We start from the raw sequence: 24,711 nt of genomic DNA, 5'->3' as shown, positions 1-24,711 counted from the left end.
TTTTATCTTTTAGACCACTGGCCAACCTATATTTTTTGGGTAGCCTACAAGTGAACTTTCAAGTGCTTGGGACCAGTTTTTTGCGATGCGCGGCAAAACAAAGCTTCCCGCCCCGCTTTTTGAACGTTTTTCCGTGAATTTCAGGTACTTTTTCAGGTTGTAGGCAATCGCCGAGAGGTGCATCACCTTGTTCGCCTGTTCGAGCCCTATGGTGTTCACCTTCCTCAGCCCCATGAACTGTGTCAACGTTCCAAAAACGGGCTCTACCGTGCTCTGTCGTTTGCCTTTCATATATCTGCCCTGTTGGCTGTTCACCCTTTTGATGTTCCGCTCGTGCTCGGCCCGGTAATAGGTGACCGAAAATTGTTTTTCGTTCACCTTGCCCAGACATGTGGATTTCAACGGGCAGAGCTTGAAGAAGACCACCGGGTCTATGCTCTTCTGTCCGCTGTTTCCGTAATGACCTTCGGTAAGGCCGTAAAGGAAGCGTAGCTCCAAAACCTCTTTCAACCGCCTATAGAAATTGTTCTCGGGGATTCGCTCGCTTAACTGGAAATGGGCGAACAGTTTTTCTTGATACTCCTTTTTTCCCTGCATACCTAAAATTAACGACCCAACGTTAAGATCTCCTTTAGCCTATGTGGTTTTTTCGTTAACTTGTGCAACAGGCACAATGGCTAAACGTAATGCGGACTTTAGGGCAAAAACGAATGGTCTGTGTATATTTATAAAGTCGCTAAATCTTATGGATTTAGCTTTGGAACAAAAAAGAAAAAGCAAAACAATAAGCTTTAGCTACGTCGGCAGACGGAAACTGTGCCAGCGCCAACTCGCCCACTGCTGTCGCAGATGTCGTACCACCGCACTACGCTTAGCCTAACCGTTACCCACCATATGAAAAGAGAGTTCGTCATATCAATAATAATTAGTCTGACTTTTTTGTCTTTAGGCTTCGCATTGCTTCATTACGAACTAATTGGATATGGACTGTCATTTTTTGTGTTCCTGCCTTTTGCACTTGGATACATTTTAGGAAAATCAACAATTAAGACTATTAGCTTGTGGGGGCTTATAATTTCACTTGCTATTTTCTTCATTTTGCTTTTATCAGGTGGACTTGAAGGAATGGTATGCATTTTAATGGCAATGCCGTTAATTATTGTAGCGGTTGCACTTGGTGCATTCGTGAAATATTTGATTAAGAAGAACCAAAACAAAGACAAGAAAGGCAACTTGATTAAAAGCTCAATTTTACCGTTTTGCCTTTTTCTGACATTTGCATTCATAGAAACGGAACTGACAAAAAATGAACAATTCGTAATAGAAGTCAAATCAGAGATAATTCTTCCTTATTCTCCCATTCAAGTTTATGAGACTATAAAGTCAGTTGACACACTTGATGCTGAAAAACCTTTCTTGATGAAACTTGACTTACCAATTCCACAAAAGTGTGTGCTTGAAGAAGAAAAGATTGGCGGAATAAGGACTTGCTATTTTGAAGGCGGACAAATAGTTGAAAAGATAACCGAACTTGAAAAAGGCAAAATTTTGAGAATGGACGTAATAGACTATCAACTAACAGGAAGAAAATGGCTCGGCTTTAAGGAAGCAATCTATCTCTTTGACGAGTTAGAGAACGGACAGACTAAAATGACAAGAATAACGACTTATACTTCTGAACTGTATCCAAGATTCTATTGGAGACCATTGGAAAAAATTGGAATAGAACAGGAACATGAATATGTGTTCAGTAACTTGAAAAAAGATTTAAAAATAAAACACGGTGGGTAATACTGTATATGAAATCATAGCCGCCTAACGGCAGGCTACGCTTCATATACTAAACGTTAGGCATAATTTGGTACAAAAAACGCTTAAAAACTATGAAAAACACTCAAAAATATAGAAAACTCTACTTAGAACAATCTCAAGAAAGTTTTGAGAAATGGGGTTATTATGACCCCCCAAGAAATTGGGAAGAATTTGAGCAAAATAATATAAAAGTTTTTAGAAAATACCTGACAAAAGAAAGATTTAAGGAGAAACAAACAACTCCTGAAATACAAGTAAAATTGTATTTGGGTTTATTAGGAGATAACCTTGAACACTTTGGTTTTTTTACAGTTTTTGATAAAAATCATTTTGAAGAAATAAATGATGTTATTTTTCAAACTTCCAGAAATAAACTTTTGTCAAGAGCTACAACGGCAAGTGGCACAGACCACACTCTTTCTTTAATGGATGCTTTATCAGCATTTTCTTGTAATGATTTTGAGATTATTGATTCCTTTTTCCCTAAAAATCTTTTTTCAGAAGATGTGTATTTTCCCGGTATTTGTGTCAATCTATTGAATGTAATATATCATAAACAAACTAATTCGGCACAAGAAGCATTACGACGAGCAGACAAATTTTTGAAAAAGAAAAATACCACTTGGGATAAAAATATTGTGCTGTATTTTTTGGCTTTGTACCACAGAGATGTGAGTGAAGCCAATGAGGCTTTGCAAAATTTATGCACAGCATATCAAAAAATGGAACATTCTGTGATGAGTATTTATAACAAAATGGAAAAATGTTTTGCTACAGAAATTCACGGTTTGTATCGTTTGGCAAAATTGATAGATGAAGAATTTTTTGAAAATCTCACAATACCCAAACATCATTGTTTTTTTCAAGAATTTGAACTTTGGCACAAAGAAAATAATTACCCCAAAGGAAAAATATTTTATACCTATCCACAAGAAATGGATTATCTGAATAGAATTTATAGAGCAAAAATTCCCAAAGTAACTCTGAAAAAACACAAATCAACTCCAAAACTTATGAAAGATGTAGAACTCTTTGCTCAAGAATTAGCAGAATCGGTAGCACTTGTTCCACCATCAGAAAATTTAAATCCATTGCAAAGAATACAGATGCAACGGAAAAAACATCAATAACCCAAAAATTATTTAAGTTTTTCGGAAAATAACATTTGTGAAAATGGCAGTTGCCAACAAAGTAACCGTTGCACAAGCCCTTAATGATTAAAACAACGCCCCCAACCTCGCCCCGAGCCTCTCGCTCATCCCGCAAAAACACCCCTGAAAAGCGACTTTCAGTCCCTTCGCCAACGCACCCTCTCGCCCGCTGCCAACGCAGACGGCGTCCTCAAGGGGACAGTAATTCCCCCACCTCGACAAGCGCCGTGCAGGCTTTGAAGGGGGTGCCCGAAGGGCGGGGGATGTTAGAGGCTACTTTCTTAATTATTAAAACAAGTTCCCTCTGGTAAGTTTAAGTTTGTTAAACCACTATCAACTGAAAAGCTATTGCAAGCTGTTACATTGTCGGTTTCCCAAGCACTTAAGTCTTGATTAAAACTCTCCGCATTGTGAAACATATGATCCATACCGGTTACATTACTAACATCCCAATTACTTATATCGATGTTGAAGTTGGTAGCGTAATGGAACATGTAGCTCATATTAGTTACATTACTAACATCCCAACCACTTATATCGCTGTTGAAGTTGGTAGCGTTCTGAAACATATTCCTCATACCAGTTACATTACTAACATCCCAATTGCTTATATCGCTGTTGAAGTTAGTAGCGTATGAGAACATGTAATTCATATTGGTTACATTACTAACATCCCAATTACTTATGTCGCTGTTGAAGTTAGTAGCGCCATAGAACATGCGATACATAGTTATATTATTACCCAAGTTAGGACTATCAGTAGCATTTATGCTGGTTAGGTTTTTACATTGATAAAAAGCCTGATACATAGATTCCCAGACGATATTGCTACCCCAGTTTTCAACAGTTATTAGTTTGGCAGCATTGGGGTTAATCCCCGAATTAAAAGCTGGAAAATCTCCTGTTATGGTTACTGTGTGAGTGCCTGCAGTAGTGTAACTATGCGTAATAGATTCAGTTACATTGTTATCAATGTTTCCATCTCCCCAATCAACGTTGTAATTATAGGGCGTCGTAATTCCCTCGTTAAAATCTTTTGTGATGGTAATTTCTTCGTTAGCTACTGTTGTTTTCCAAGTGGTTATAAAGCCTTTTTCTGTTATGGGTGTCTTACTACCGCCATTATCATCTTTATTACAAGAGGTTACTACCATTAATAGTATTGAACATGCCAGTACTACTTTTTTTAAAATTTGTTTTGTTTTCATAGCTTGTTGTTTCTATTTAAATACCTTTCGATATAATTGTGGATTACATAATCAAAACATTTAGCTTCCATGTTTTTAACCTTTTCTATTCTATGCTTCAGTACGGTAAAATCTACACTCACAACAAAGACTATGCTTGAAAATTTATGCCTTGATAAAAAACATTGCATTTTCCGAAAACCTGAACACTTTAAGTTTGGTATCTAAACCACTAATACTTTATCTACTACAAAAATTAAACGCCGTTATTTGCGATGGTTTTTGGTCTTTTTAATCGAAAGCCCAAACATCATTATATCTTTCTACATCATACCCTCCAATAACCCATAGTTTATTATTAAAGACTACTGTGGTATGGCCATATCTAGCAGAAAAAGGGGCTGTTGCAGCAACTTCTGTCCAAGTTTCCCCATCAGATGAAGCCCAAACATCATTTTTTCTTTCTCCATCATACCCTCCAATACTCCATAGTTTATCATTAAAAACTACTGTGGTATGACCGTATCTAGGAGGAAGAAAATTTGTTGCAGTAGCTTCTGTCCAAGTCTCACTAGTATCAGTCCAAGTCTTCCCATCAGAAGAAACCCAAACACCACCTACCAACCAGTTAGCATCATACCCTCCAATAACCCAAAGTTTATTATTAAAAACTACCGTGGTATGTTCTCTTCTAGCAGAAAAAGAAGTTGTTGTGTTAACTTCTGTCCAAGTCTCCCCATCAGATGAAACCCAAACATCGTTTTTCCAATCGCCATCATACCCTCCAATAACCCAAAGTTTATTATTAAAGACTACTGTGGTATGATCGATTCTAGCAGAAAAAGGAGCCGCTGTAGTCACTTCTGTCCAAGTCTCCCCATCAGATGAAGCCCAAACATCATTATTTATTTCTCCATCATCCCCCCCAATAACCCATAGTTTATTATTAAAGACTACTGTGGTATGGCCATATCTAGCAGAAAAAGGGGCTGCTGTAGTCACTTCTGTCCAAGTCTCCCCATCAGATGAAGCCCAAATGTCGTTTTTTCTTCCTTCATCATCTCGCCCCCCAATAACCCATAGTTTATTATTAAAAACTACTGTGGCATGATCACTTCTAGCGGAAAAATCGGCACTAGCCGTAATGGCAGAAACATTGGTGTTTAATGATATGTTACTACCTCCATCGTCGTCTTTACTACAAGAGGTTATTAGTAGTGCACTAAAAAGTGTGATGGCACATTTTTTAAAATTAATTTTTATATTTTTCATAATTATATTTTAGTGTTTATCTCTTGAATTCAAGATATTTTTAATTTCACTTGAATTAGAATATTCCTTTTGTGTTTTCAACCTCTTGGTTTTCATCTATCGATGTATTATAATTACCTGAAAACCTTTGTGCTTTTTTTATGAATCGAATTTAGAATGTGTACCCTAGCTGAGTTTGTAAATAGCTTTAATTGAATACAAAAGGAGCAGGAATCAGTTTTACGTCTTTATCAAATACTGTATCCATCTGAAGACATTCTTAATTGGTTTAGAGAGACTGTTGGATTTTCTAAAACTTCTATATCTTCAAATTCATCAACAGTAAAATCAAACTCCAGTTATTTATTATCTAGTATTTGCCATATAAATCCTGTTTTAAAATACCCTATGCGCTTGTGTCTAAAATAATTGGGGCTTTCTTTTAAATCGTCCCAAGCAACATCTTTATTCTCAAGCATCCCTTTATATTCATTTTTAATACTGTTATCTGTGTATGAGGCTAGAAAGCCAATAGTTATGGTCTTAAATTTGGATGAAGCGGCTATAGAGATGCACGAACATTTACCTTGATGTGGTACATTGTGATTGTGCAATTATTAAAAAACAAACAAGGCTTTTATAAAAACAACAGCCCTCTACTTTATAAAAAAAGCGAGGGCTATTGGTGTTATTATTTATCAATATTAAAAAGAGTTGTAATTTCTTCGTAGGACATACTGGTATAATCTTGAGAAGATTTTGAATTTGAAGATTTTCCTGAGATACCACCGATACCATTACTGGCTTCAACACCTCCAGGAATTATGATATATCTATATTGTTCTAAAAAACTACCATCACCTGCACTTCCACCTTCTTCAGTTGAAACAACGGTTATACGTAAATTCCCTTCTGTAGCCCTGAAATAATAACTTTGCTGTCTGTTTGCTCCAAAAACTATTGGCAATTGATAGATGTATGGTATAGAAGTAAAAGGATCTACCCTTCTTGAGTACACCAATATCGTTCCGAAATCCAGTATATCGGAATCAATAGTATTAACTTCTATGTCAAAAGAAGATGTATCACCATCAAGTTCTGTATTAACCCAATTAGAATAAATAACATTTGCCGTTCCAGTATCTCCTTGTTCCCCATCTGCACCATCTACTCCATTAACACCGTCTATACCGTCTATACCGTCTACACCGTCAATGCCGTCTGTTCCATCTTCACCATCGGAACATGAAAAAATTGAAATAGATACCATAAGTAGCATTAATAAATTGACTAATTTCATTTTTGCTTTCATAATTTTATAGGTTATAATGAAGGGGCAAATTTAGATATGGAAATTGATCAAGTCTTGTATAAAATGGACGCCATCATTTAATTTTAGAAGAATAACATTGGTTTACCATTATCAAAGTTTTTAAATAAAGCACTAGAATATTGGTTTGAGAGGACTCACAATATTATATGAATGGCATTAATATGGAGGTTTAAAAAAAGATATTAATCATTTCTTTTAAGAACTAATTCAACCAATCGAATTTCACCGTTAATAAATTCGCTTGGAGATATCTGCATAAATTTTTTGAATTCCTTTGTGAAGGATGGATGGTCGTAGAAACCACATTCCAACGCTATCTTGGTTAACGACTCTTCTTCATTTTGGTTAATCATGGTCATGATCGTATTCCACTGTAACGTTCTGTAATATTTTTTAGGAGATACCCCTATGACTTTTTTAAATAAGCGAAAAAGATACTTTTGGTTCACATCTACTTTTTCACAAATGTCCCCTATACTTCTTTTCCCTATAACGTCTGTTTGCATTAATTCTACAACTGTATCTATCAAAGGAATTTTAGGAAGAGCATTAGGTACTCTACTCAATAGATAGTTTTCAAAAACTTCTTGTACACTTTTTATATTTCTAGAACAGTTTTCTAATTTACTTTCCAACATTTGTGCATCTATAGTAGATAAATCGGCAGGAAGACTATTTGTAAATTTGCTTCCGTCCTTATGAAATAAACGATAAAACCCTGTAGGTGTAAACTCAATATAGATTTGCTTTACACAACCTTGATGTATTACAGTAATGCCTCCTTCTGTTATAGTACCTAATACAGAAGCTCCTTTAGGTAAAGGTTTAGTTTCATGGTTAACAATATGTCGCATGGGAGCTCCAAAGTAAAAAGAGAGTCCATTGGCACCTATGGGAGGTATAGAGTGAAACTGAGGTTCGACAGTTTCATTTTCAATATAAGATATACGCTTTACAAAAGGTTCTAATGCTCTTTGTTTTAGTGGTAGTACTGTATATTTTAATATAGACATGTTTTAACTTGAGTTAAATTGTAATATTAATGTAAGATCGATAAAAAAATAGAAGCTACTCACGCTAAATGTATAGATGCCCCAAATTTTAGTACAGTAAGTTTAATTATTAAATTTACTGAATATGACACGAAGAAAATTCACATCAAAATTCAAGACCAAGGTAGTATTGGAAGCCTTGAAAGAGCGGCACAGTCTTGCCGAGATTGCCCAAAAGTATAAAATACACCCGACCCAGATAAGTAGTTAGAAGCGGGATTTTCTTTCGGGAGCCGAACAGGTTTTCGAAAAAGGGAAGCTTACACACCCGCGGCCGGTGCCGACTTTGGACTCATTGCTTTGGCCTATAATTTAATAAGACTTATCAAATTGGGTTGGAAGCCCGAAATCAGGGCAAAACGTCGAACCAACATCCCAAAAACGCCCCTTATGGCCCTAAAAATCTCAAAAATGCCTTCTTGGACCTTATATCGGCATTTATCAAAACCAAACCTTCTTTCAGCCCAATATCCCGTATATCCCAAATTTTTATTCAAGATCAGAGGCAGTTTTGAGACAGACTGCCGTTGTAATCAATAGCTCAAAAAATCAAAAAGAGCCTTTAATTAAAGGTTTAAAAAAAAAGATGCGTTTTATTATTTTGAATACATTTGACCTCGCTAAAACAAAATATATCTAATTAAGATTTTTCTTACTTAAACGACATTCGAATTCTCGCCCCGACCGAGGTTGGACCTTTCGAAAATTAAAAACAAGAATCTGAAATTATAATATATCTTCAATGAAAAATAGCATCAAGCGTTCTCCACGCACATTTTCAACAATATTTCTTTTTTTCTCTTTTTACTGCCTTATTCTTAACATTAGCTGTGATTCTAAAGATGAAGATTGCACAAAAACTGCAGTAGTCAGCGATACTTACTTCTTGAACAACCAACAATACTTCCTAGATAGAACTATTGAACTACCCTGTAGCTTTCCTGATCCAGAACCATTAACTCAAATTGACCCACCTGAGTTAGATGGCTTTACTTACGATGTCTTATTTTATGAGTTTATACCCGATACCGGAAATAATACGTCGCGTTGGCGATTTGAAATTCAATTAAACAACCCAAATGATTACGAAGTTACAGGGGTGCCTATATTGACCGTAAAGATAGGAGGGCTAACGTCCAGTCAAAGTTATTCAGATAAAACAACCTCGCCTTGCTTCGAACTTGGGGCTAAATCGAGTTGTACTCTATCTTATGACCAGGAAAGCTCCCTGGATCTAGGTATAATCGATGATATAGAACTTATAGACGTTCAATATTTTTTAACTAATTAGAATTGATCGTTTTATCAAAAGTACCAAGGTTGTAACTGCAAAACTTAACAGTCTTTTAGTAGATATTGGCCACTCTTTTCAATTCGTTTGAATCAAATGGATTTATGAGTTTGTTTGACAAATGGACTTCACTCAAACCTAATCGTTCGTGCTTACTCGAACGTGTCGCACCAACTGCTAACAATAGTAATCATTGCACAACCCCATAATCATTAAAATAACGACTCACATAACCGCTTTTTAAGGCGGTTTTATCTTTTAGACCACTGGCCAACCTATATTTTTTGGGTAGCCTACAAGTGAACTTTCAAGTGCTTGGAAGCAGTTTTTTGCGATGCGCGGCAAAACAAAGCTTCCCGCCCCGCTTTTTGAACGTTTTTCCGTGAATTTCAGGTACTTTTTCAGGTTGTAGGCAATCGCCGAGAGGTGCATGACCTTGTTGGCCTGTTCGAGCCCTATGGTGTTCACCTTCCTCAGCCCCATGAACTGTGTCAAGGTTCCGAAGACGGGTTCCACCGTGCTCTGTCGTTTGCCTTTCATATACCTACCCTGTTTGCCGTTCACCCTTTTGATGTTTCGCTCGTACTCGCCCCAGTAATAGGTGACCGAAAATTGTTTTTCGTTCACCTTGCCCAGACATGTGGATTTCAACGGGCAGAGCTTGAAGAAGACCACCGGGTCTATGCTCTTCTGTCCGCTGTTCCCGTAATGACCTTCGGTAAGACCGTAAAGGAAGCGTAGCTCCAAAACCTCTTTCAACCGCCTGTAGAAATTGTTCTTGGGGATTCGCTCGCTTAACTGGAAATGGGCGAACAGTTTTTCTTGATACTCCTTTTTTCCCTGCATACCTAAAATTAACGACCCAACGTTAAGATCTCCTTTAGCCTATGTGGTTTTTTCGTTAACTTGTGCAACAGGCACAATGGCTATAAACAATTGGGGAGAAAGTGATAGAACGAAACTATAAAAATAAAACAAAGGTCGGTGCTAAACTGAAAAGTTAGTGCTTAAAAACCCCAACTGTTCATAGCCTAGACCGTTGTCATTAATACTGAAAAAGCAGGAACTAACATTTGAAAGAATCACTAAAAAATATATTTGACTTCCTAATTGAGAACCGAATCTACAATAAGAAACTGCAAACCAGATACTATTCTGGAATTGTAAAACCGCAGAATAATCAAGCAGAAAAAATCGTTTCTTTATTGTATCACACAGCAAATACACAAAGCCAACCAAAAATTGACAACCTAGCAGAATTTTATAAAAAAGCATACGAGAAACCTGATTTACTAAATTCGTTTTCGACATTTATGTCTGTAATTGACCCTAATGGAAAAGAAACTAAAAATTACGACGGACTTTATAACGGAATGAAAAATCAAAAAGGTTGGGGCGAAAAGACTTCTGCCCTATTCACAAAGAGCATATTTCATTTACACAATAACGAATATCCAAACGAACTGAAAATTTGGAATGATGCACCGAGTGATTTAGAAAAGAACGATTTGTTTTATTTACCGGTTGATGCTGTAATAATTACAATTTTCAAGAATATTCAACCAAAAAATTGGAACTTTAAGAACATAAACAAAACTATAGGAGAAAGTTATAGCGGAACGGATTTTGAAGTTTGGGACGATTTATGGTTTTGGGGTTTTATAACTCAAATCGGGACTGGAGACGGAAGAAAAATGGGTTGGAATTTGAACAAATACTGGACTTTAAGAGAAAGTGATAAAAGCCCTAAAATGATTGCCGAAATCAAAGAAAAAGCGGAACAGTTTCTGAAAATATTGCGGGAAAGTACCAATGACAACAAAACCTAAACGTAATGCGGACTTTAGGGCGAAACCGAAAGGTCTGTGTATATTTATGAAGCCGCTAAATTGAAAATTACGCGATAGCGAAATATTCAAAATTTAGCTTTGCAAAAGAAAAAATAAATCAAAACAATAAGCTTTAGCTTCGTGCGTAGACGGAAACTGGCCAGCACGCCAACTCGCCCACTGCTCTCGCAGATGTCGTACCACCGCACTACGCTTAGCTAAAACGTTACCTGTAAGCTAAAAAACATGATTAAACTTTCAACAGAATTCGACCAGGAAAATGAAAACCAGTTTTATTGGACAGACGGTGAAAGTGTTTTTCATAGAGGAACTGAAATAGAAGGAGCCGACCTTGATACTTTTGAACACTTCTATGGTATTTGGGCTAAAGACAAAAAAAAGTGTTATTCTGGTGCTACAAGAATAAATAGCGCTGATACTAAAACGTTTAAAGCATTAAATTTCACATACGCTAAGGACAAAAACAACGTATATAGTTTAGCGGGTAAAATTAAGGATGCAGATTCCTCTTCTTTTGAAATCTGTGATGACGGCAAACACTCGCTGGGTAAATCAATAGAATGGGTTGATAAAAAAATGTTTTTATACGACGAATCTTATGTTCCGTATGGTTATGGCAAAGATGTAAACCATGTGTATTACTATAACTTCAGCGGTAAAACTAAAATCGTAAAAAAGGCAGACACTAATACATTTGTTTCATTGAACGACAGTAAGTATGGTATCGATGAAAATAACGTGTTCTATGGTTTTGCTGTAATTCCAAAAGCAAACCCTAAAACATGGAAAAAATTAAAAGAAAAGTATTTTTCTTATTCAAGAGATGGAAATAAAATATTCTATCTCAATCGCTTAATTAAAGATGCTGATGCAGAATCTTTTGAAGTAGTTGAAACCCCATTAATTACAGGCACTCCGCCACAACTAGCAAAAGATAAAATATCAGGTTTTAGAAATGACAAAAGAATAAGTTTTGAAAAACTTCAAGAAGAAGTAGATTACAGAACTAGTTATTATAAAAAAATAATGGAAAAGTTAAACTGAAAAGCCTACAGGTAACACAACCTATAAACAATACGGGCTTCAAGCTTAATCGAAAGGCTTGCGTATTTTTATGATGTCCGCAATCCCGATAGCTATCGGGATGGGATTTCGCTTTTGAACAAAAAAAGAAAAAACAAAACCAAAAGATTACGCTACGTGCGTGGCGGAAAGCAAACGCCAATTTGCTCCCGCACTACGCTTAGCCTGAACGTTGGCAACAAGCTAATAAAACAGAGTCAAATTATAACAAGATTTGAAAATAAGTCAATCATAGCCCGTAAACTAATCCTTTTTCTATAATGAATTATAAAATTTTAGTTGATTCCAAATCGTTATACGAATTTGCAGATGAGAAAACGCGTCTATCGGTATTTGAAGCTTTAATTCTTAGTGGTAAAACTACGAACTATCAGTTTAAGGAATCTCTAAATATACAAGGTCAAAAGAATATTCCTGATACCAATTTTGAATACGAAAGAAAGCCAGTTCAGTTTATGACTGCAGGTGGTAAAATTTTTATTTCTCAAACCATAAGAAACATCTTTGAAAACCATAAAGTAATTGGGGAATATTTTAGTGCTCAGGTAAAAAAAGAAGGAATAGCTTTTAATGAAAATTATTATCTGTTTAATCCACTAGTGGGAATTGATTGCTTAGATTACAAAAATTCTACATATCACAAAGAGTATGATGATTGGAGTAAGTTATATAACATTTCTAAAATTTCTCCTTTGAAAATTGATGAAAAAAAAATCCCTGACAATCCATCTTTATTTTTTTTGGGACAATTTCCAAACAAAGAAAATAATAATAGAATTTTAGATAGTATCATTCTTATAAGGCATGATTTGGCAAAAGAATTACTAGAATCTAAATTATTGGGAGTTAATATTTTCGAAATTGAAAAATATGAGCGTAGTTGGAAATGGAAATGAATGGAAAAACAGTACGTAAAAGCCAGTTGCCAATCGAGTAGACGGGTCCGCCCCTAAGGAACGGACTGCGCCTCTCACACCACCTGCCATACGGGTCTTCCCGAAACAAGTTCGGGACAGGCTGTATACGGCGGTTCGCAATCCATCTTTTCAATCGCTCTTTACACCAATCGAAACTATTCTGTACTTTTTTAAAAGGCTACAGATTTTCTTGGGAATCGGTCACCCAATTAGCGAAAATCAATGCTCCCATCGTAATTTCCAGAAGGACAGCGTTCAGTCCTTCCCCATTTGTGAGACCTGTGCAGTTTTATGCAACTCGTTTCCCGTGGGTACTATGACCTCTGCTGACTTCTCCATATAGTTACACGTAACTTTGGAGACCTCCCCAGAGCCTGCCCCGATCTTTATCGGGGTAATTGCATCCTCTTTCCCTCGATTCCTGCCAGATCTACTGCTTCGGCATTCACTTAAATGTGTTTCGGACTTTACAATGATGTGCTTGCTCATCCATCCTAACAGCCTCATATCTGGTTCCTGTTCGTCAGTACCGAGTTTTGTAGTCTCGCTTCCTTCAGATGTAACCTCGCAGCTACCACCCTTGCGACTTACTAATGGTTCAAGGCGTTACCCCTGCCCATAAGGGACTTGCACCCTCTAGATTAATTAACTACTTTTCTGTAGCTAAAAAGATGCCCATGCTGGGCACACACACCGTATATAATTTATTGCTAGTTTTCGCCTACTTACGAAAATCCTCGCAGATTTTCTATTCGGTTTTTATTTGCTAAATTAGGTGCTTAAAACACGCAACAAACCATATACAAACACGTTGGCAACAAGCTAAAAAAACATCGAGAAAACCGAGAATGAACAACGAAAAATGGAATGAAATATGCTTTTATCTATCTGAAAATATTCGGACTGACATTAGCGAAAGTGAATTTGAACAAAATGTAATCCAAGCTTTGAGAGTTTTGGACTGGAAAGAATTTTTAGGAGATATACAAATCCGACCTTCATTTCAAATTGGAGCTTCAAACAGAATAATGCCTGATTTTGTTATCAACTCAGCCGAAAAGAAAAACCTCTTTGTAATTGAAATTAAGCAACCGAGCATCCCATTAAACATAAATTTTCAGCAACAGTTATTCTCGTACATGCGTCAATTAAGACTTCAATATGGCGTTTTAATCGGACAAGTAATCCAAATATTTTACGATGGAGATTTAACGGAACACGATGACCCAGTTTTACTTGAAACAATCGAGTTTAACAAAGACAATATAAAAGGTCAAAAATTTGTTGAATTGTTTTCAAAAGAGAATTTTAGCAAAGAATTATTGGTGTCGTTTACTTTAAATTCGCTGAAAAAAATTAACCGTAAATCGGAGCAAAAAAAATTGCATCAAAAAATATTATCACCAGATTATCATATGGAAATTTTGGAATTGATTAAGCAAGATTTTCTTAATAAATATGATGCCGAATTAATCGACAACGTTCTGAAAGAAATTTCAATAACCATTTCGGAAAATGCTGCAACGGAACAAATAACTCAAAAAGTACCTGCGAAAGTTTGGGAATCAAATGGTCAGCAAAATACAAGAGACAAAACCAAGTATATAATTAACGGAAAAGGTAAAAAACTGCCGAAGAACAGATTTGTCTTGGAATTGGTAAAAGAATATTTAAAGAAAAAACCATCAAGTTTCAACAGTTTGAAAAATGTTTTTCTTGATGAATATCAAGGCTCGACAGGAGTAATTAATACGCTCGAATCAGTAGAAATTAAATATGCAAACAAAGGCAACAAAAGACACTTTATTGCACCTAATGAAATTTTAGAAAGTGAAGATAACATTAAATTCGTTGTATGCACGGAATGGGGAAAAGACAATATAAATAACATTGTTGATTTGGCGAGAAAACAAGGATTTGAAATAGCTGAAGTTTAAACTGAATAGAAAAGCCAGTTGCCAATCGAGTAGACGGGTCCGCCCCTAAGGAACGGACTGCGCCTCTCACACCACCTGCCATACGGGTCTTCCCGAAACAAGTTCGGGACAGGCCGTCCGAATCCACGCGGAATTGCTAACGTCTGTGCGAAACCGAAAATAATCGCTAATTTAACCCGTAACTGACGGTTATACGAGAACGATGGTCGATGATACCTCCGGCCCGTAAAAAACCGGGCGGTCGAGGCCGCCTCCCTACCTTTTTTTCCTACCAACGACCATCGGCCAGACAGTACGACTGCTCATTCGCCCATAAAATTTGCTATATTTCATCCAAGAAAACTCCGACGGAGCCGTTCGCGGTCGGTACCATCGACATCACTGGCTATAGCGAATGTGCGTCTAATGGCGCCCCCTTGCTAAGGTATGCAAAGCATACCACGCAACTCGCCATAGCTGTCTGGCCGTTGGGCAGCATTAAAAATGAACCGAAATGAAAGGAAAAAACACATTCTCAGCAATGGAAATCTCTGAGCTAAGAAGTCTGATAAAAGAAAGAATCAAAGCAGACAGATCTCGACAGAAAGGGATAAGGGCTAAGATGCGAAGAATCGGATTTTATGGTTCTGACGATTTTGGAATAACAGATTTGCAACCAGCGGATTTTGAAAGCTTGATAAGCTCAGGAAGAATTAAAATAATAGGACAAGCAAACCTGAAGAAAGAAACACCAAGGACGACACAGACCAAAGAATTGAAAGTCGTTGATAAACCTATAGAAAAAGGAAGTTTCACCTTATTTGACCCTAAAATTCATTCTTCAAATGATATTCCTGACAATCCAGGAAATTATATAGTCTGCTTGAATGAAGGTTCAAAATTACCGAGTATTGGAATCGAATGTGAAATGAAATCGTTTCAAAATCTAAATGTAATTTACACAGGAATTGCAGGCAAAAGTCTAAGAAAACGAGACTATAGACAACATTTTACAGGTAACAATGCAGGTAGTTCGACTCTTCGAAAATCCCTCGGTTCTTTATTTGGTTATCCTAAGGTTGCAAGGGATAAAGACCCGACAAATGGAAAAACCAAGTTCAAAGAAAATGATGAAATAAAATTGAGCGAATGGATGAAAACGAATCTTGTACTTTATTACAAGAGTAATTTAAATCCAGACAAATTAGAAGATGAATTGATTAAGGAATATAATCCTCCATTGAACTTGAGTAAGAATAAAAATATTGAAAATCTGAATTACAGAAAAAGGTTGTCTGAATTAAGAAGCAAAAAATAACGCTGCACAACAACAGTAACCGTTGCACAAGTCATTGATCAGAAATAATTACTATCGATATAAGCCTCTTTAAGGGGCTTTTTTTTTTATGCCATGTCAGAAGCTGAACCTAAATTTTAGGTGCACTTGAGAAAGGCTTTTCAAGTATTGGACCATGATTTTTACGAATAATGGCAGGGCAAGCTTTCCTGCCCCACTTTTCGGGTGTTGTTCTCGAATTTCAGGTACTCCTGCCCGTGCCGTTCAGGCGGGTCTTGAGATTGTAGGCAATCGCCCCGCTGGGGCAAGCGTCACGCTCGTGTCTGCAACAGACAATGAATCCCCCTCCGAAGAGGGTGCCCGAAGGACGGGGGGAGGTATCCGTTTTACAAGTGAAAGCCGAACATCCGTTAGCGCGAGCGTCTTGCCCGTAACGTTCACCTACTACCCCAAGCCTCACACTCGCGAGCATGGCAGCAACAAAATATTGAACCCAAACACAGCGTTATAATACATAATAAGCACTCAAATACAACTGTATTTGTACCTGACAATTGGGAGGTATGGGTGTTAGTCGAATTCTATATCTATCGAATGGACATTTCTTTTTTTGGTAAACAAAGAATTGAAATCAGTTTGCAGCACATCCATAAACGGAAGAAAGAGTTTTAGCAATGAAAACGATATTGGAAACCACTCAACTTGAATTTGACAAAAGTAATTTTCTTATCGATTTGGTGGAACATAGTAATGGTCGATTATATATCGAAATTGTACAAACGATTTTAAACACTAACAAAAAATCAAAAACTCTTAAAATAAACCCTTCTGTATTATCGGACATTATTAAAGTACTTCAAAATTATCAAGCAAAACTTCAGAAAGAATCGAACCCGGAATTGAAGTATATAACCGAATCTGACCAAGAAAAAATTCAACAAAATTACCTAAAAGGTGTATCAATCAAGGATTTAGCAATGCTTTTCGACCAAAAACCTGAACTGATTGAAATGATTTTGAGAAACAAAGGAATTGAAATTGTTGAAAATACAATGCCCAAACCAAAGTTTTGGAGGAATTACAAAAATCGAAAAAAGAGAAAACGAAAATAACACACTCCCGAGCCCCACGCCCGCGCTATAGCATCCATAACACCAACAAACATTTAAAAAGAAAACAATGAAAACGAATAGCCTCACCCTAATAGCCTTATTGCTTTGTACCGCGGCCTTTTCGCAACTGCAAAGCATAAAAGCCGAACACTTGAATTTTAAAATTAAAAGCGACTTTACCCTATCGGATACGGACGGTATGCCCATACAACTAACGGATACGGTAAGCATTGGAAACGAAACCATCATCAAAACCGTTTCTGTAAGCCCACAGGCCATGAACCCCATCACCAACAACATCAAGGATATTTCCGATATTTTAGATTTAGAGACCCTTTCGGTCATACAGGATAATTTTGTGAAAGAGAACGAAATTGATGGCACCACGGAAATAAATGGACGGAAAATTCTGTTCCGGGAAAATTTCACGGAAATCTATAAGGACTATAATCTTACCGAGCTGATAGGCTATGAATACTCGAACGTTTATTATTTTTTCTCCTCAAAGGACTGGATATCGTCAATAGAATACGTAGTGCGCACCGATATCAAGGATGAAAAACTTCCGGACCCCTATGTGGTCGCCAAACAAATGGCCAAGCACATCAATCTTGGGGACATCAATATGATCATCAATAGCCTGGAGCAATAAGGTGTGCCCCCACCTAACGCGAGCGTCACGCTCGTTCCTGCAACAGACAATGAATCCCCCTTCGAAGGGGGTTCCCGAAGGGCGGGGGGTTGTATTTCCCTACCCCAACAAAAAACCAACACACCGACCAAAAAAGAAAAATTTATAAATTAAGATCTGAAAAATCGTAGTTCAATATGAAATTTATCTTACCTGTGCCCCACCCCATAAATAGTTCGGGCAATGGCCTTTTCAAAGCGACCGTTTATACCGCCCCCCCTAAGAATCCCTCACCGGCGGGGGACATTCCATTGTCCGTACTAACCGGACCACGGCGGCCCAACTATACCACCAGAACCCGACGAACCAAATATTTATAATTATCATGGAATCATTTTGGTGGAGTCCCAGGATCCTCTTTATAAAAGGCGCTTTTCTCCTTTTGCTACTACTTGTATACCAACTTTTTAAAAAACCCTTTCTATCCGACTTTGATATTTCAAGTGGCGAGCTCAAAAAATATGAGATGAAAAGGTCTAGAGGAATGGAGAATAAAAGGATTCTGTACCTATGGCTTAACGATACCATATCCCAACCCTTTACGACCGAATACAAAGAGCCACAGAAGAATATAAATACGAACATAGGCTTTATTGAAAAATACGGCCTGACCATATGGCATGATAAAAGAAAGGAGATAAAGCAATTGCAATCCAATAAAACGCTAATCGTAGATTACGACTGGTTTTGGTGGCCATCACTCTTGTTTTACCTATATCCCCTTGCTATACACTTTGGCATATTTCTATTGGTCAAGAAAGATTCAATCAATATCAATTCTTACGTCGATATGTGGAGTTACACCATAGGTGAACGGGAAATCATCGAAAAGCACAATTATAGAAAATACGAACGGGGAGGTATACTTCCCTTTATGATATATAATCCCATGTTCCGATCAAAAAAGAACAGGGAATCAATTTACGAGGCCGAAATAACCTTTTGGCGTCAATTCTTCAACATTTGCAATGCACGCGCAATGAAGCCCGCGGTAAGGGAATGGATGGAACAAACCCCAAAAGGGAGGGCGTTCTTACAAGGTTACGATTTCTATGAAAAACTGATCAGAAGTGAAATTTCCCCTTGGAAACTGACGAGGACTACCGATTCCATATTTGAATTTATCTCGTTACGCATTGATTTGGGCCGTGAGCATTACGAGGATTTTGGACGCTTGTTTCGTGAAGAATTTCCAAGGGAGTATTTTAAAATGCTAAAGGAACTGGACAAGATAAGGTAAGCCTTCCCCCCCCCCACTAACGCGAGCGTCACCCTAGTTCCCTGCTCAGAACACCCCTAAAAAGCAGCGATAACTCAGCTTTGCCAACGCGCCATCTCGCCCGCTGCTAGCGCAGACGGCGTCCTCAAGGGGACAATACGCTAGGGCGCCTCGAGGGGCAATTCCCCATTCGTTAACGGGACACCCATAAAATATTCAACTGAAAGTCAACGTTATAATACGTAACAAAAACCATATAAAACGGTACCCATACCCGATAAGTGGGCGTCTCACTCGTACCCAAAATCAGGTTGCACTTACTCTTTCATGTAAGAAATTAATTATAAAAATTTTTATATTGTAAGCGAATTTGGGTAGCCTAAAACTATTGTTTTATACCCCTATATAATGAGGTATAAGGGTATAGGGATACGCCTATAAGATTACTGTGATAATTATAAAAAAACTGACCAAATGGACGAAATATCAAAAGTAATATCTGATTTAGTCTATAAAAAGTATAATAAGGTAAGGATAGCTCAAGAGCTTTTAAAGAGGGAATACGCAACACAGGAAATAAAAGATGCTCTCAAAAAAAGTAAGGTCAAAGAAATACAAATCAAATCTTAGGAGTTTTACTAATTCTAATCGGTGTTCTATCTAATTTTTACACCAAATCAACGTACATAAACAATTACTTTAGATTTGATTTTTCTTCACAAGCAGATTTTATGCTTTTCAACGAGCGGATATTAAAACCGACCATAGCGATTTCCCTAATTTATTTAGGAATCAATCTTTTGATCAGTAGAGTAAACATTAACAAGAATGTGAAAATAGTTTTATTCACTTTGTTAGGTGTTTTTACTTTATTCATTATCTCCTACGACTCCTACATTCTCCCTATTATTTTCAGCGTAGTTTCTTTATTTCTAGTCTCAATGACTGAATTACCGCAAAAAATCCAAAATTTAGAAATGGAGAAAATATTCCCATATATGAACAAAAAATGGAAAGGTTCCCCTGTTTATATTATGATAATATTTGGGGTAATTCTAATGGATTCCTCACAAGTTGAATTCGTGTTTGTTCAAACTGGAGAAAGAAGTTCATCAGCCTCTTTGGGCTTTATAGACCATTTTCTTTTGTATGCAAAACCAATCTTGTTTTATGGCGGACTCTTAACTGCATTTTTGTTAAGTATGAATTTTTCCAAATTTAAAATTTCACTTTTCATTCTTACTGGACTTGCAGTTATCACACTAATTATCAGCCTTTTTCATACGAATTTTCAAAATATAATATATGGTTGTTGCGCCATTAATATTTCCTCTATTCCAGTATTATTTAAAAAAGACAAAAATGATTAAGAATTTATCCATCGTAATGAGCTTTATACTAATTACAGCTTGTTCTCAAAAAGAAAAAGCGACATTTTCAAATGAACATCTTTTAGGCGAATATTCGTCAACAAAAAATGGAAAGACAGAATTCGTAATAAAAAAAGATGAATCTGGGTATTATTTTCAACAATCCATTGAAAACGGAACAGGTTGGTCTCCAAGGGAGGACTTAACCGAAATGACGGAAGAGCAACTCAAAGAAGAGTTGGGACCAAACTGGAAGGAATTCACCCTTGCGGGGTTGACCTCTGGTTTCTGTAGTTATTTTAGGGTTTCAGACAACAGCAAGACGGGTGGCATCAGTATGGGAAAACAACCAGAAACCGAATATTTCAGTCGTTGTTTTGGAGATAATTTTTTCTACAAAATCAAGTAAACAAACAATCTAACTAGACAAAACATTTGCTATACCCCTAGCGCGAGCGTTGCGCCCGTGCCCTGTTCAAAACACCGCTGTAAAGAAGTATCGCTACTTTGCCAACGCACCAAGCCGCCCCTAGCTTTCGCTATGGTGTCCTCAAGGGGACAATTCCCCATTCGTGAACGGGATACCCACAAAAAGGGTAAGGCTACAGGGCGACACCTATTATTTTTAAACTACCCATAAAATGACAATACGGATTTTAACCCTTATCAGCATCTTGACCTTCTCTACAAGGTGTTCACAAAAAAAAGTAACACACAAAATATGATTTTCGACGAACTCAAAAATTACCAATGATTTGGATGATACCCATGCCGATTTTCAGTTCCTTTTAGGTTTCAGGTTTTTGAACGATAAATCGATTCCTTTGGTCCCCATCAATGATTACAAAATAGAAGTAATCGCAAATCGAAGCATCCGTTTTTGAAGATATGCCCGTTTTGCCCGATATCCTTGGTAGCGATCGATAAATTAACACTGTTTTTCCCAATTAAAAAATTCACAACTCCCTGACATCTTGACGAAAACACTTTTTTTTATTTGCTCACACTTGGGGTAATCATTACTTTAATCCCGAAAATACTAACATATGTCCAAAATAGTAAACAGCAAACTCCTTGTAGGAGGAGAGGAATTCTTACCCAATTCGGGCTATAGCGTTACCGTAGAACAGTCCATTGGAGGGCACAGTGCCTTCCGTATCGCCTTCCCTTCCAATGCCACCGAAGGCTACGCGGGCGCCTTGATGGACAATGCCCTGGCCTATGTGGGCAAGAAGATCACCATCGGCATCAACGAAAACCAAATGGAATTCAAGGGCGTGGTCACCTCGGTAGACCTCCAAAAGGGGTCCGATGCCGCAGGTACCATCGTACTGTCGGGCCATGGGCCGGCGGCCCTCTTGGCCAATTCCGTCCAGTGCCTTAGCTACGAAGAGGGTACGCCCCTATCTCAGGTGGCTACCGATACCGTGAACGGACATTCCACCGAACATGTAAAACTTTCCATCGGCAAGGGCACCGACGTAAGCCTGCCCTATACCGTACAATATAACGAGAGCGACCTGGCCTTCCTCCAGCGGCTCTGTAGCCGCTACGGGGCCTGGATCTACCATAACGGTACCGATTTCTGCGTGGGCAGGACCGGGGACAAACAGGTGCACGGCGTTTACGGACAGGACGTACTGAGCTTTAACCTATCCACCGTACTCAGGGAGCAGTCCTTCGGGCTTAAGGCTTGGGATTGGGTCAACGACACCCCGTTAGAAGCCGACTCCGCCGCTTTCTTCCCCAATTCATCCCATCCCTACCAAGACCGGATAAAGGGCGAATCGGAAAACGTTTTCGCGAAAAAAAGTGCTTACGATTGGAGTATTGGCCAGCACGAGTACAGTGCGCAAAGCGGCGTAGATACCGCCACAAAGGTGAACACCTTGGGGAAAGCGGCCAGTATGATATTGGCCTCGGGCACTTCGGAGCTCGTAAACCTTACCGTTGGCGACACCCTTACCTTGGAAGGGCTTAATTTTTCCGACCAGGGCAAAAAGGACCCCTACGGTTCCTATGATATCACCAAGGTCGTACACAGGTTCGACCATAGCGGACACTACCGCAACGAGTTTGAGGCCGTGCCCGAGGGCACCGAACACCTGCCCTACTCCAACAGTTTCGCCGCACCCCGATCGGGCGCACAAAGGGGCTGGGTGCTCGACAATGCCGACCCGGAAGGTCTTGGACGCATCAAGGCACAGTTCCCTTGGCAAAAGCCCATGGGTACCAGTACACCCTGGATAAAGATGGCCACCCCCTACTCCGGTAGCGACAAGGGCTTTTACTTTATCCCTGAAAAAGGCGAAGAAATCTTGGTCGGCTTCGAGGCCGACAACCCCGAGAAACCCTTTGTGTTAAGTTCTGGTTTTAACGCTAAGGCCAAAAGTGCTTATTCCGATCCCGATAACAATATCAAAGCGATCAAAACCCGAAGCGGTAACGAAATTATTATGAACGATAGCGATGGGAGCATTGCGATACAAGACCCTAGCGGTAATTCCATTGTGATGGACGGTGAGGGAGGTATTACCATTTCCGCTCCAAACGCGTTAACACTGAATTCCAAAGAAATCAATATTATCGCCTCGGAGGTAGTTAACCTTGACGGAACCAACAACGTAAACCTTACTTCAAAGGAAATTTATAGCGATGGCAGCGCCAAGGTTACGGTAAACAGTGGGGCAAAAGTTGAAGTAACCGCACCGAGCACACAAGTAGAGGGGTCAGCAGAATTAAAACTTAAGAGCAACGGTATTCTAAATGCCGATGGTACTACAATGACCAATATAAAAGGAGGGCTCTTGAACTTAAACTGTGGTTAATCTAGATGAACAACGAGCACAATCCGGTCGCACTTTTAGTGACCCAAATTCAACAAAAGTGGTTACAAGACGTTAGCCCCCATGACGAGGTCAATTGGGTACGTTGGTTGATAAAACCGGAACAAGCGCGATTGTATGAAGGCTTTTTAAAGTTAGAATCGTCCCCTCACGGTATCATCCCCGATATTCCCGTAGTGTTACTTACCCCTTTTGTAGATAGCAAGGTACACAGTAAAAACCTGATATCGGATTGGCTGGAAAGTTTTAAGAACGACGAACGCCTGAAAGAACAAATAGAGGGCAATTTCCTTCAATTCGACTGGGACCCTGATTATTTTAAGCAAAAACTCAAAAATAAAGAGGCTGATTTCGACAGCCTCCTCATCGAATTTTTAGCGAGTTTCCAAAAAGCCCTCCCGAACCCCGAACAACATTTGGTTCTGGCTCTATTTCCATACACGGTGCAAGCCACCGAAGATTACAAAAATTGGATGGAAACCATGCTTGGGCTCGGAATGCCCCCAAAAACCCGTTTGATGGTTTTTGACCATCATCCTAAAAACTATTTTGAATCGGTTCAAGTAAAACATAAAGCTACGTGCGTGTCGCTTTGGGTAGACCTTGACCTTGACGGCGCCATGAAAAAGATAGCCATGTCAGGCGACCCCAACGATCCGGAAGTACAGTTTAGGGAGTGTATGGTAGAAATGGGCAACAGCGCCGCCAAGAACAATCGTAAGCGGCTACATCTTTGGGGCGAAAAGGGTCTTGAAGTAACGCAGAAAACAGGAAACAAAACCGCCTTTGCTACCGCCCACGGGGTTTACGCCGGTATGCTGTTCCAGTTCAAGGAATATGATACGGTCGACAAATTATTGCGACGTGGCCTCGCCATTGCAAAGCAGGTCAAAGCTAGTGGTGACGATACGGCAAATGCTATCATTTTGCAACTGTACGCTTATATGGCTTCAAGTGCCCATCATCAAAATGAAATAGAAAAAGCGACCGACCTTTTCTGCGAGCAAGCCGAACTGGCCATATCGTTCGGTCTAGGGCAGCAGGCTTTGGCCATTTACATCAACGCCTATACCTTGATCAAGAAAAAGAATCCGCCCCGTTATAAAGAGCTATTGAAAAAAGCATTCGATTACGGCCGAACGCTTCCCGAAGAGCAACTGAAATCCAGCGGCATAGGTCAAATTGCCTGGGATTACTACAATAGCGCGCAAGGAACGACACTAAAGACCATTGATAGTTTTATGGTCGATTTAGAGGGAAAAGATTGGAAGCAAAAAATGGAGCTTCAAGCCCAGAACATGAAAAATAGTATTTCCATATCCTAAAAAAGAGA

At 38.5% G+C, this 24,711-nt stretch carries 24 protein-coding genes and 1 pseudogene; 17 read left to right on the top strand and 8 right to left on the bottom strand.

Going from position 1 to position 24,711, the window contains the following annotated elements:
• Positions 1 to 9 precede the first annotated feature (9 nt).
• A pseudogene (locus tag ZOBGAL_RS23175) lies at positions 10 to 414 on the bottom strand (transposase); the annotation flags it as partial.
• 480 nt (positions 415 to 894) lie between these two features.
• On the opposite strand from ZOBGAL_RS23175, the gene ZOBGAL_RS16080 reads away from it, so the two are divergent.
• Together ZOBGAL_RS16080 and ZOBGAL_RS16075 are read left to right on the top strand one after the other, a co-directional pair.
• Positions 895 to 1,791 carry an MFS transporter gene (locus ZOBGAL_RS16080; protein WP_197541274.1) on the top strand — a complete coding sequence of 299 codons (897 nt, stop codon included), beginning with the start codon at positions 895 to 897 and terminating at the stop codon, positions 1,789 to 1,791.
• A 92-nt stretch (positions 1,792 to 1,883) separates the two neighbouring features.
• Positions 1,884 to 2,942 (top strand): hypothetical protein, encoded by a 1,059-nt coding sequence (locus ZOBGAL_RS16075; RefSeq protein WP_013994745.1) that lies wholly within the window; start codon positions 1,884 to 1,886, stop codon positions 2,940 to 2,942.
• A 302-nt stretch (positions 2,943 to 3,244) separates the two neighbouring features.
• On the opposite strand, the gene ZOBGAL_RS16070 is transcribed toward ZOBGAL_RS16075, so the two are convergent.
• The 4 genes from ZOBGAL_RS16070 to ZOBGAL_RS16050 all read right to left on the bottom strand — a co-directional run bounded on the left by ZOBGAL_RS16070 (position 3,245) and on the right by ZOBGAL_RS16050 (position 7,747).
• On the bottom strand, positions 3,245 to 4,171 hold the full coding sequence (locus ZOBGAL_RS16070; protein WP_013994744.1) for a BspA family leucine-rich repeat surface protein: 927 nt from the start codon (positions 4,169 to 4,171) through the stop codon (positions 3,245 to 3,247).
• A 270-nt stretch (positions 4,172 to 4,441) separates the two neighbouring features.
• The gene (locus ZOBGAL_RS16065; RefSeq protein ID WP_013994741.1) at positions 4,442 to 5,422 is read right to left on the bottom strand and encodes a Kelch repeat-containing protein; all 981 of its coding nucleotides are present in this window, start codon (positions 5,420 to 5,422) and stop codon (positions 4,442 to 4,444) included.
• 670 nt (positions 5,423 to 6,092) lie between these two features.
• On the bottom strand, positions 6,093 to 6,713 hold the full coding sequence (locus tag ZOBGAL_RS16055; protein WP_013994739.1) for a lipoprotein: 621 nt from the start codon (positions 6,711 to 6,713) through the stop codon (positions 6,093 to 6,095).
• Positions 6,714 to 6,916: 203 nt separating this feature from the next.
• Complete coding sequence (locus tag ZOBGAL_RS16050; RefSeq protein WP_013994738.1) at positions 6,917 to 7,747, bottom strand: helix-turn-helix transcriptional regulator; 831 nt, start codon at positions 7,745 to 7,747, stop codon at positions 6,917 to 6,919.
• Positions 7,748 to 7,871: 124 nt separating this feature from the next.
• On the opposite strand from ZOBGAL_RS16050, the gene ZOBGAL_RS23955 reads away from it, so the two are divergent.
• Complete coding sequence (locus ZOBGAL_RS23955) at positions 7,872 to 7,997, top strand: transposase (protein ID WP_013994410.1); 126 nt, start codon at positions 7,872 to 7,874, stop codon at positions 7,995 to 7,997.
• Positions 7,998 to 8,528: 531 nt separating this feature from the next.
• Positions 8,529 to 9,077, top strand: a complete 549-nt coding sequence (locus tag ZOBGAL_RS16035; RefSeq protein ID WP_013994735.1) for a hypothetical protein — start codon at positions 8,529 to 8,531, stop codon at positions 9,075 to 9,077.
• 258 nt (positions 9,078 to 9,335) lie between these two features.
• Here ZOBGAL_RS16035 and ZOBGAL_RS23170 read toward each other — a convergent pair whose 3' ends face one another.
• Positions 9,336 to 9,923: a transposase gene (locus ZOBGAL_RS23170; protein WP_013994734.1), complete on the bottom strand. Its 588-nt coding sequence runs from the start codon at positions 9,921 to 9,923 to the stop codon at positions 9,336 to 9,338.
• Positions 9,924 to 10,150: 227 nt separating this feature from the next.
• Here ZOBGAL_RS23170 and ZOBGAL_RS16025 point away from each other — a divergent pair, with 227 nt between their 5' ends.
• The 3 genes from ZOBGAL_RS16025 (at position 10,151) to ZOBGAL_RS16015 (ending at position 12,906) form a co-directional block, all read left to right on the top strand.
• Positions 10,151 to 10,906 (top strand): hypothetical protein, encoded by a 756-nt coding sequence (locus ZOBGAL_RS16025; RefSeq protein ID WP_013994733.1) that lies wholly within the window; start codon positions 10,151 to 10,153, stop codon positions 10,904 to 10,906.
• Between the two features lie 246 nt (positions 10,907 to 11,152).
• Positions 11,153 to 11,971: a DKNYY domain-containing protein gene (locus ZOBGAL_RS16020; protein ID WP_013994732.1), complete on the top strand. Its 819-nt coding sequence runs from the start codon at positions 11,153 to 11,155 to the stop codon at positions 11,969 to 11,971.
• 299 nt (positions 11,972 to 12,270) lie between these two features.
• The gene (locus tag ZOBGAL_RS16015) at positions 12,271 to 12,906 is read left to right on the top strand and encodes an imm11 family protein (protein ID WP_013994730.1); all 636 of its coding nucleotides are present in this window, start codon (positions 12,271 to 12,273) and stop codon (positions 12,904 to 12,906) included.
• Between the two features lie 276 nt (positions 12,907 to 13,182).
• Here ZOBGAL_RS16015 and ZOBGAL_RS23410 read toward each other — a convergent pair whose 3' ends face one another.
• Complete coding sequence (locus tag ZOBGAL_RS23410; RefSeq protein ID WP_013994729.1) at positions 13,183 to 13,434, bottom strand: hypothetical protein; 252 nt, start codon at positions 13,432 to 13,434, stop codon at positions 13,183 to 13,185.
• Between the two features lie 341 nt (positions 13,435 to 13,775).
• On the opposite strand from ZOBGAL_RS23410, the gene ZOBGAL_RS16010 reads away from it, so the two are divergent.
• Positions 13,776 to 14,864, top strand: coding sequence for a type I restriction enzyme HsdR N-terminal domain-containing protein (locus tag ZOBGAL_RS16010; RefSeq protein WP_013994728.1), 1,089 nt, complete (start codon positions 13,776 to 13,778; stop codon positions 14,862 to 14,864).
• 493 nt (positions 14,865 to 15,357) lie between these two features.
• The gene (locus ZOBGAL_RS23730; protein ID WP_193789290.1) at positions 15,358 to 16,161 is read left to right on the top strand and encodes a GIY-YIG nuclease family protein; all 804 of its coding nucleotides are present in this window, start codon (positions 15,358 to 15,360) and stop codon (positions 16,159 to 16,161) included.
• A gap of 220 nt (positions 16,162 to 16,381) precedes the next feature.
• Here the strand turns inward: ZOBGAL_RS23730 and ZOBGAL_RS23405 are convergent, their stop codons facing one another.
• Positions 16,382 to 16,612 (bottom strand): hypothetical protein, encoded by a 231-nt coding sequence (locus tag ZOBGAL_RS23405; RefSeq protein WP_123772416.1) that lies wholly within the window; start codon positions 16,610 to 16,612, stop codon positions 16,382 to 16,384.
• Between the two features lie 202 nt (positions 16,613 to 16,814).
• Between ZOBGAL_RS23405 and ZOBGAL_RS15990 the strand changes: the two genes are divergently transcribed.
• The 8 genes from ZOBGAL_RS15990 (at position 16,815) to ZOBGAL_RS15955 (ending at position 24,703) form a co-directional block, all read left to right on the top strand.
• Positions 16,815 to 17,252: a hypothetical protein gene (locus ZOBGAL_RS15990; protein WP_013994725.1), complete on the top strand. Its 438-nt coding sequence runs from the start codon at positions 16,815 to 16,817 to the stop codon at positions 17,250 to 17,252.
• Between the two features lie 67 nt (positions 17,253 to 17,319).
• Positions 17,320 to 17,904, top strand: coding sequence for a hypothetical protein (locus tag ZOBGAL_RS15985; protein WP_013994724.1), 585 nt, complete (start codon positions 17,320 to 17,322; stop codon positions 17,902 to 17,904).
• Between the two features lie 505 nt (positions 17,905 to 18,409).
• Positions 18,410 to 19,183 carry a hypothetical protein gene (locus ZOBGAL_RS15975; RefSeq protein WP_123772417.1) on the top strand — a complete coding sequence of 258 codons (774 nt, stop codon included), beginning with the start codon at positions 18,410 to 18,412 and terminating at the stop codon, positions 19,181 to 19,183.
• Between the two features lie 453 nt (positions 19,184 to 19,636).
• A complete protein-coding gene (locus ZOBGAL_RS23610; protein WP_013994722.1) occupies positions 19,637 to 19,792 on the top strand; it encodes a hypothetical protein in 156 nt (51 codons plus the stop codon).
• A gap of 311 nt (positions 19,793 to 20,103) precedes the next feature.
• Positions 20,104 to 20,532, top strand: coding sequence for a hypothetical protein (locus tag ZOBGAL_RS15970; protein WP_123772418.1), 429 nt, complete (start codon positions 20,104 to 20,106; stop codon positions 20,530 to 20,532).
• Positions 20,525 to 20,941 (top strand): hypothetical protein, encoded by a 417-nt coding sequence (locus ZOBGAL_RS15965; RefSeq protein ID WP_046287546.1) that lies wholly within the window; start codon positions 20,525 to 20,527, stop codon positions 20,939 to 20,941. Before ZOBGAL_RS15970 ends, ZOBGAL_RS15965 begins: the two co-directional genes overlap by 8 nt.
• Positions 20,942 to 21,578: 637 nt before the next feature.
• Entirely contained in the window at positions 21,579 to 23,360 is a 1,782-nt protein-coding gene (locus tag ZOBGAL_RS15960) for a type VI secretion system Vgr family protein (protein WP_013994719.1), read from the top strand.
• Between the two features lie 5 nt (positions 23,361 to 23,365).
• Positions 23,366 to 24,703, top strand: a complete 1,338-nt coding sequence (locus ZOBGAL_RS15955; protein WP_013994718.1) for a hypothetical protein — start codon at positions 23,366 to 23,368, stop codon at positions 24,701 to 24,703.
• Positions 24,704 to 24,711: the final 8 nt, after the last annotated feature.

Origin of the sequence: Zobellia galactanivorans (assembly GCF_000973105.1) — a bacterium.
Taxonomy (GTDB): Bacteria; Bacteroidota; Bacteroidia; order Flavobacteriales; family Flavobacteriaceae; genus Zobellia; species Zobellia galactanivorans.
The sequence above is the reverse complement of the archived record's forward strand: the minus strand, read 5'-3'. Positions and strand labels throughout refer to the sequence as shown.